The organism is Alsobacter sp. SYSU BS001988 (assembly GCF_054796215.1).
The window spans coordinates 111,773-118,492 of record NZ_JBTAMK010000015.1; the positions used below are offsets into that span (position 1 = coordinate 111,773).

Sequence of the window (6,720 nt, forward strand, 5' to 3'; positions counted from 1 at the left end):
ACGATTCAACTGCCATGAGCGGCGTCGGCCAGAGGAGGACCGAGTGTACGAAATCGTTAAAAATGGACCGTTGTCGATGCTCACGCGTCTGGGCTCTGTTGATGAGCAGAACATCGCGTGGGTATGTCAATCGTTATTTTCGCGAGTTCTGAGGTCTCACCCCCCGCTCAAGGGCACTTTTGTGCTAGATCTTGGCGCGCATATTGGCGCATTCACATTATTGGCCGCTACAACATCGGAATGCCGGGTCTTGGCGATCGAACCAGAACCGATCTCCGGACGGCTTCTACAGATAAATACGTTGTTGAATGGTCTCGAAACCAAAGTCGATATCTTACATGCTGCAGTGGGTCCATCGACAGGAGAAACAACATTGCATAAAGCGTCGGAGACTTGGGGCCATACGACTGTGGTGTCGGGTGGTCCAGACAACGTTCTTACGGGGGAGAAGCTAACTGTACCAGCGATTAGCTTGAAGGACATCTTTGAGAGTCATTCGTCAGGCCAACAATGCGGACTATTGAAATTCAATATCGAAGGGGCCGAGTTTGAGGTATTTGCAAGCTCGGATACAAACGTTCTTAGTCGCATACAGACGATTGTCGGTGAGCTGCATTTTGACTTAGGCTCGGAGGAGAAAGGATTAGGGCTTGTGTCCCGGCTCCGTTCGGCAGGTTTCCATGTAGAAGTAACCGATGAGAGTCGTTTCCGTTCATTTCTAGTGGCTACCCGGTCTTCAAAGACTCAACGGCTTCGTAATCGCTTCGCTAGCCTCTTCTACTAAGATACTTTTTTACCTTTGAGCAATCATTTCCATTAACTCCGGGCCGCTGATATTCGGAACACCGACTCGAGGCAAAAGGAAAGGATCAGAAAATACTTTTTTTACCGTTCCGAAGCGACTTGTAACAGCCCACTTGAACCCTGCTTCTGATACCATGTTCTTCGTAGTGCGATCGAAATCCCCATATGGATATGAAAACCCCTCAACTTCTTTTCGCGCTATTCTTTCCGCCTGTTTCTTCCCCTCGCAAATTTCAAAGCTTCTTAGATCCCTCTTTATGCTGGGAAGAGACGGGTGGCAAACGGTATGTCCGCCTATTGAGAATACCCCAGACTGTGCGGCCTGGGCTAGCTCAGCTGAATTCATAGCTCGGCAGAGATCGTCGGACCTAGCGGGTTGGCAGAGTTCCCTGAGCAGTATGAGCAACGCGGCCCGCCGATCAGCCGGCATAAATTTCATGATTCGCCACAATTGCTGATACGCCTGGTCGTTTGGACTGCGGGGGGGATCCCATGCTCGCCAGGACCGTTCATTCCTAACCACCTTCCCCCTGGCAAATTTTGAGAGTTCGCCGGTAGCACCGTCAGAAATTTCCGTGTTGCGGCCCATGTAGAAGCATCTTGTGAGTTCGTCCCACCAGAAAGGCTCCCCCTTTTCCGTAGCGCCAGTCGTCAGAAAAAGCGTCGCTTGTAAGTCATACGCTTTCAGAATTGGCATGGCATTTGTTAGGTTGTCGACATATCCGTCGTCAAATGAAATCGCGATTGACTCCGGTTTAAGAGCCCCGGCTTTAAGACGCGCCACAAATTCAGATAGGGTCAGGCACTCTCGACCAACTCTTAACGCCCTCATCTGGGAAGCAAAATTGAGCGGACTCACAACCATTCCCCAGGGATCCGATAACGCCTCGCCAACTCTGTGATACATCAAGATACAGGGCCGCGTACGCGAGGCCGATGTTCCGCGCGATTTAGGGAGAAAATTTCTAAAATTTTCGATCATGTGCGTTTCTCGGCCCTAGCCGTTACAATCACAGGGTATGCTGCATCGTTGATCGCGAGGAGCTCTGACTGTGTATCTTCGATAGCCAAACCTTCCAACATCGCAATGGCGGCATATACGTTGCCGAACTGGCTAACGCAGACGTTCCCATAGCCAAATACCCTTGTTAGCAAGGTCGTAATAGATGGCGAAGTGAAAGACCAATACCATTGGTGCCCCCACTCCCCGCGGTCTATCTGGCTGATGCCCGGAACAGTCAGAAGCAACACGCCCCCTGGTCGTAGCGCTTCGTAAATATTTTTTAGCGCATTTTCAAAGCAAAAGACAAATTGAAGAGTTTGGGTAAGAACAATGCAGTCAAAAGCACATTTTGGAAGAACATCATTCGCGCTTATGTCACCAACGATGGTTGCAGAAGCGTTCGCCGAATCAACATGCAAAATCTCCTGCTTACTGATATTTTGGCCCCCATACCGGGTCGAGTATTGCGAATCTCCGACCTCGAGCACAACCCCTTTGATGTCTAGTTTATTTGCGGCCAGAAACTCTCCTATGTAATATCGGTCAACAGGTGTTCCTCGATCCCAGCCAAAGTCGAGGCTTATTGGCCACGGTTTACAGAAGGCTCCAAAATCAATGCGTCTCTTTGATCTGCGGGGTGGCGAACGTCTAGCTTTTGGTGGCAAAAGAAAAACTGTCTTACTAAAGAATTCGGCCGCGTATTTAGCAGTGCGAGCAGGCTCTGAGCGGATCGCAACAATCAGTGTTGACGCAAACTCAGTAGGTCGTTTCGAGTGAAGGGCTTGAGAAAGGTAGTAGCCAATCCAGGCCCGTCGGCCGCTCTCCCATGCTGACCATCGCACTGCGTCAGATTCAGCTGGGCGATAGCGCCTATGCACCGAGAGGGCTGACCCAAGCATCTTCGCATAGCGATTGGACATATTAGATTCATGGATGTAATATTCGGCAACCACATTAGCATGGGATCTTATGTGCGCACCGCTTTGGGCGATCCTCAGAAATATATCGTAGTCTTCACACATCCGAAGCGCTGGATCGTATCCTCCCACTTCCGTAATTGCTTCTTTCCTGAATAGAACCGTGCCATGCATCCCAATAACATTACCCGCTAGCAGATCAGACAGAGGATCCACACCCATTGCCCTATAAGACTGCACAGAAGGGCCAGATGATAGAATTCGCAAGTGTCCGCCGTAAACACAGGCGGCGTCCGGATATTCGCTTGCACAAGCCAGGCCAGTCTGTATAGCGGTATTAAGGAGCCTATCGTCAGCATCAAGAAAGATGATGTACCTCGACTTGCATTCACTTACGCCCCGATTCCGCGCCTGGGACAATCCCTGGTTTTCCTGTCGAATTAGACGGACCATGCAATAATCGGCGATGGTGTCGCCGGGAAAATCGGTTGATCCATCGTCTATCACTATTATCTCGTTTGCGGGGACAGTCTGCTCTAAGATGCTCTCAACTGCTCTCCTCAGAAAACCTGCATGGTTGTAGGTTGTAACAACGACGCACACCGAATTTGGATTGGCTCTTGAGTTGTTGCTCATCTACTCCTTACCATAGTGAGGCCGCGAGTTTCTGGAAATTGGTAAAGATCCCTTACCGTCCCGTAGGCCGCGATGGCTCCTCTTGCAGGAGAGATCGAAGGGAAATGTCGAGCAGATCACCTGGCTCCAAGTCGGATGAGTCAGTCGCGGCTTTTTTGATCAACAATCCGCCGTTCCGACGTGTCAGCGTCACTTGCGGACTGACTTCACCCTCACGGGTAAGCTGCGATTTCACCATTCCCGTATAGACTAGCTTTTCTGAAGAGGCAACCATCCTGCTCTTGATAGAGTCGAGCTTAACTCTGGTCTCCTGCGTTTCGGCATTCAGTTCTAATTTATGAATATCTTCGTTCTTTTCGATTCTGCGAGATAACTCTTCGAATTCTCGCTGCCTCTGCGATATCAGTGATGTTGTTTGAAGATATCGCGTTGAAGACAATAATAACGCTCGGCGTGAATCGGTGACCCGCGTGGTTATCGTAGTTCCACGTTTCAGTAAGTCAGTAGCCGCACTTAATTCGGCAGTGTCAGCCTGTACACCTTCCTCCTCCTTTATTTGCTGGTCCCTCAAGTCAGATAGCTGCTTCTCAACCTGAGCCTTTTGCCTCAGTAATGAGGCTCGTTCTTTCTCGAGGTCCATGCGTCGGATTTGAAATCGCTGCTTTTCCGTTTCAACCATCTGCTCAGCCACCGCTCGCGGCAAGCCCATGAAGTTGACACGTGGAGCGAAGTCATTAATGCCCTCCGCTTCGGCCTGGAGCCGGAGGAGACGAAGACTCTCTTTTGCGTATTCGATCCTCAGGGTTTCGTATTGCGCCTTTTCATCAATCGAAGTTAGAAATGGATTCTCCATTCTAATCCGCATGACATCAAGCCCTCCAGCTAACGCAATCGCTTGAGGGATCGTCAGTCCAGGTCGGAATTTAATTTCTCCAGGTTTCGCGACATCGCCTGTAACGTAAACAGGCCGAAAGTTGAGTATCCGAACATTGATGTCTTCTTTATCAATGATGAATATTATCTCCTGCCCGGATGCGGACACCTTTCTTATAGACTTTTTGGTGATTGCATCTTGTACTGAATCTCGGAACTCAGAGATCGTCAAACCGCCCGCTTTCATCTGCCCGCAGAACGGAACTGTTAGTGTACTGTCAGACTCAATTACTCCAGCTGTTTTGGAGTCGGATAGGTTGAGTATGTTTATCTCAATCTCATCACCCGCTTGCAAGCGATATTCGGCTTGTACGGGACAAGGAAGGCTATACGCTATGAAGCATAATGCCAGCGCCGTTGCGCTCCGTTTGGTGCCCACTCCCAGTTCCTTCCATTTAACATTGCGAAACCCTACGATCTCGATCATACATTGTGGCGCTAGTTTACCATCCCCACGAGGCAGTTGTAAATAAGTGCTCGGGCCGCCGAAAATTCCGAGGGTCGGGTCCATCTCGGACGTGCACATCGGACCGCCGACATTAGCGTTTCCCGCGTGATCCCGGGGTCTGGGCGCAGCATAGCGTGTTTATAAGTCGCTTCTTGCCGATTTGATGGGCGGCCTGGGAAACAAAGCTCCAACACCTCTATAACGGTTCGAGGCAGCGGCACACGGAAGTTCGTTACCGCGACGGCGTACGAGGTCAGGTGCCGCTGCCGTACGCTTTGTGGAAAAGACGCCCGACGCGGATATCCTGCGCGAGATGATCGGCTTTGCAGCCGAGCGCCTGATGGAGATGGAGGTCGGCGGCCTGACCGGGGCCGGCGACGGGGAGAAGAGCCCCGATTGGCTGGCGCAGCGTAATGGTTAACGTGACTGGGCGTGGGAGACACGCGCCGGGACTGTCGAGCTGCGCATCCCCAAGCTGCGCCAGGGCAGCTATTTGCCGGGTTTCCTGGAGCCGCTGCGGCTGGCCGAGAAGGCCCTGACAGGCGTGGTCCAAAAGGCCTACGTGCAGAGGCCAGCTACACCACTCCGTGGGACATGACCGCCGCTGCATTTTTAGCATGTCTGGACACAAAGCTGCTGGGTAACTCCGAACCGCAGAGCAGCATGGGTATACGAGCACGTTTCGGGCGCTGATCGATCAACTGAGTGGCAGGTGGAGAGAATGAGGTATCCTCTTTCCGATGTGCTCGAAACTTTGCCGAGCTTAAACAACTCGCTGATTACGATCGTGATATACTGAGGTTCTCTCCTCCATTTTCCATAATCTTACCCCGGGCCCGTCTCCTTCCGAACCAATGAACTCTATTCCCGCCAGCTCAAAAGTTACTCTCAACTTTCTTATAGTTTCCGCACGGCTAGCTGGAACGCCTCCGCTTCTCTCCAAGCCGAGAATCGTAGTGCGCGCTACACCGCACCTTTTGGCCAACTCAGTGGCGGGCCAGTTAAGCATTGCCCTAGCCGCCCTTATTTGAGAACCGGTGATCGGTTCACAATCTTGCCAAAATTTCACGATCAAAAGTCCAACAAATGAGACGGACTGGAATTCGATGTCAGATTCTGTTGCATTTCACGAGAACGACCCCCGCCCGGGCTACTACCGCATGCGCGCGCGGCGCGGCGGACCGTGGACCCCGGTGGCGATCTGGGCCGAGGGCGACGCCATCCGGGCCCTGAAGGGCTCCGTCCCGGTGCATCCGTGCGACGTGTGGACCTGGTGCTGCCGTCATCCCATCTCCTATGAGACCTATGTGGCTGTGGCCGAGCGCGGCGAGCCGTGGCCGGACGAGCCGCCGCCCACCGGCCTGAGCGGCATCGGCCACAACAGAATCGGCGCCGCGCCGCATGAAGTCATTATGGCTCAAACCGCCGAGCTGCGCGAGGCGGGCGAGCGCTGGCTCGCCTTGATCGGCGGCGGCGTCGCCACCCAGGTGCAGGCCGACAAGGCGGCCAATTTCGCCGCCCGCTTCGCCGCGCTGGAGAAGGCGGCCGAGGACGCCCGCACGGCGGCCAAGCGCCCGTCGCTGGAGGCCGGCCGCTCGGTCGACGCGACGTGGAAGCCGGTGGTGGCCGAGGCGCAGGCGGCGAAGACCTGGATGAAGAAGGCGCTGGAGCCGTTCCTGCTCGCCGCCTGGGCGGCGGCGGAAGCAGCCGGCCTGCCGACGACGGGTGACGCCGCGCCCCGGGCGGGTTCGGCCGGCCGGCGCATCGGGCTTAAACGGGTCGTCTCGGTCGAGGTTGTCGATCGGGCGGCGCTGCAGCAGGCCTATCGCGACGACGCCAGGCTGTGGCGCGACGCCGACGTCGCCACGCTCGTCACCCGGCTGGCGCTGGCCGACCTGGAGGCCGGGCTGGCGGTGGCCGGAGCCCGTCTCATCGAACAGCGCGTCGCCGTGTAGGAGGCCGCCATGGATCCGGCCGAC

The 6,720-nt window shown here is 54.1% G+C and carries 6 protein-coding genes and 1 pseudogene; 3 read left to right on the forward strand and 4 right to left on the reverse strand.

The window, feature by feature from the left end:
* The first annotated feature begins 43 nt into the window (after window positions 1-43).
* The gene (locus ACYVO7_RS21285) at window positions 44-784 is read left to right on the forward strand and encodes an FkbM family methyltransferase (RefSeq protein ID WP_460451791.1); all 741 of its coding nucleotides are present in this window, start codon (window positions 44-46) and stop codon (window positions 782-784) included.
* 9 nt (window positions 785-793) lie between these two features.
* On the opposite strand, the gene ACYVO7_RS21290 is transcribed toward ACYVO7_RS21285, so the two are convergent.
* The 3 genes from ACYVO7_RS21290 to ACYVO7_RS21300 are packed head-to-tail and all read right to left on the reverse strand — an operon-like array spanning window position 794 to window position 4,804.
* The gene (locus ACYVO7_RS21290; protein ID WP_460451792.1) at window positions 794-1,786 is read right to left on the reverse strand and encodes a polysaccharide deacetylase family protein; all 993 of its coding nucleotides are present in this window, start codon (window positions 1,784-1,786) and stop codon (window positions 794-796) included.
* The gene (locus ACYVO7_RS21295) at window positions 1,783-3,360 is read right to left on the reverse strand and encodes a glycosyltransferase (protein WP_460451793.1); all 1,578 of its coding nucleotides are present in this window, start codon (window positions 3,358-3,360) and stop codon (window positions 1,783-1,785) included. Before ACYVO7_RS21295 ends, ACYVO7_RS21290 begins: the two co-directional genes overlap by 4 nt.
* Before the next feature lie 52 nt (window positions 3,361-3,412).
* On the reverse strand, window positions 3,413-4,804 hold the full coding sequence (locus ACYVO7_RS21300; protein WP_460451794.1) for a polysaccharide biosynthesis/export family protein: 1,392 nt from the start codon (window positions 4,802-4,804) through the stop codon (window positions 3,413-3,415).
* 214 nt (window positions 4,805-5,018) lie between these two features.
* Between ACYVO7_RS21300 and ACYVO7_RS21305 the strand changes: the two are divergent.
* A pseudogene (locus ACYVO7_RS21305) lies at window positions 5,019-5,321 on the forward strand (transposase); the annotation flags it as partial.
* Window positions 5,322-5,504: 183 nt separating this feature from the next.
* Here ACYVO7_RS21305 and ACYVO7_RS21310 read toward each other — a convergent pair.
* Window positions 5,505-5,810: a helix-turn-helix domain-containing protein gene (locus tag ACYVO7_RS21310; RefSeq protein ID WP_460451795.1), complete on the reverse strand. Its 306-nt coding sequence runs from the start codon at window positions 5,808-5,810 to the stop codon at window positions 5,505-5,507.
* 37 nt (window positions 5,811-5,847) lie between these two features.
* Here ACYVO7_RS21310 and ACYVO7_RS21315 point away from each other — a divergent pair, with 37 nt between their 5' ends.
* Window positions 5,848-6,696: a hypothetical protein gene (locus ACYVO7_RS21315; RefSeq protein WP_460451796.1), complete on the forward strand. Its 849-nt coding sequence runs from the start codon at window positions 5,848-5,850 to the stop codon at window positions 6,694-6,696.
* Window positions 6,697-6,720: the final 24 nt, after the last annotated feature.

Coding starts and splice junctions, on each gene's coding strand:
- ACYVO7_RS21295 (WP_460451793.1), bottom strand. CDS start 3,360: ATGAGCAACAACTCAAGAGCCAATCCAAATTCGGTGTGCGTCGTTGTT.
- ACYVO7_RS21300 (WP_460451794.1), bottom strand. CDS start 4,804: ATGGACCCGACCCTCGGAATTTTCGGCGGCCCGAGCACTTATTTACAA.
- ACYVO7_RS21315 (WP_460451796.1), top strand. CDS start 5,848: ATGTCAGATTCTGTTGCATTTCACGAGAACGACCCCCGCCCGGGCTAC.
- ACYVO7_RS21290 (WP_460451792.1), bottom strand. CDS start 1,786: ATGATCGAAAATTTTAGAAATTTTCTCCCTAAATCGCGCGGAACATCG.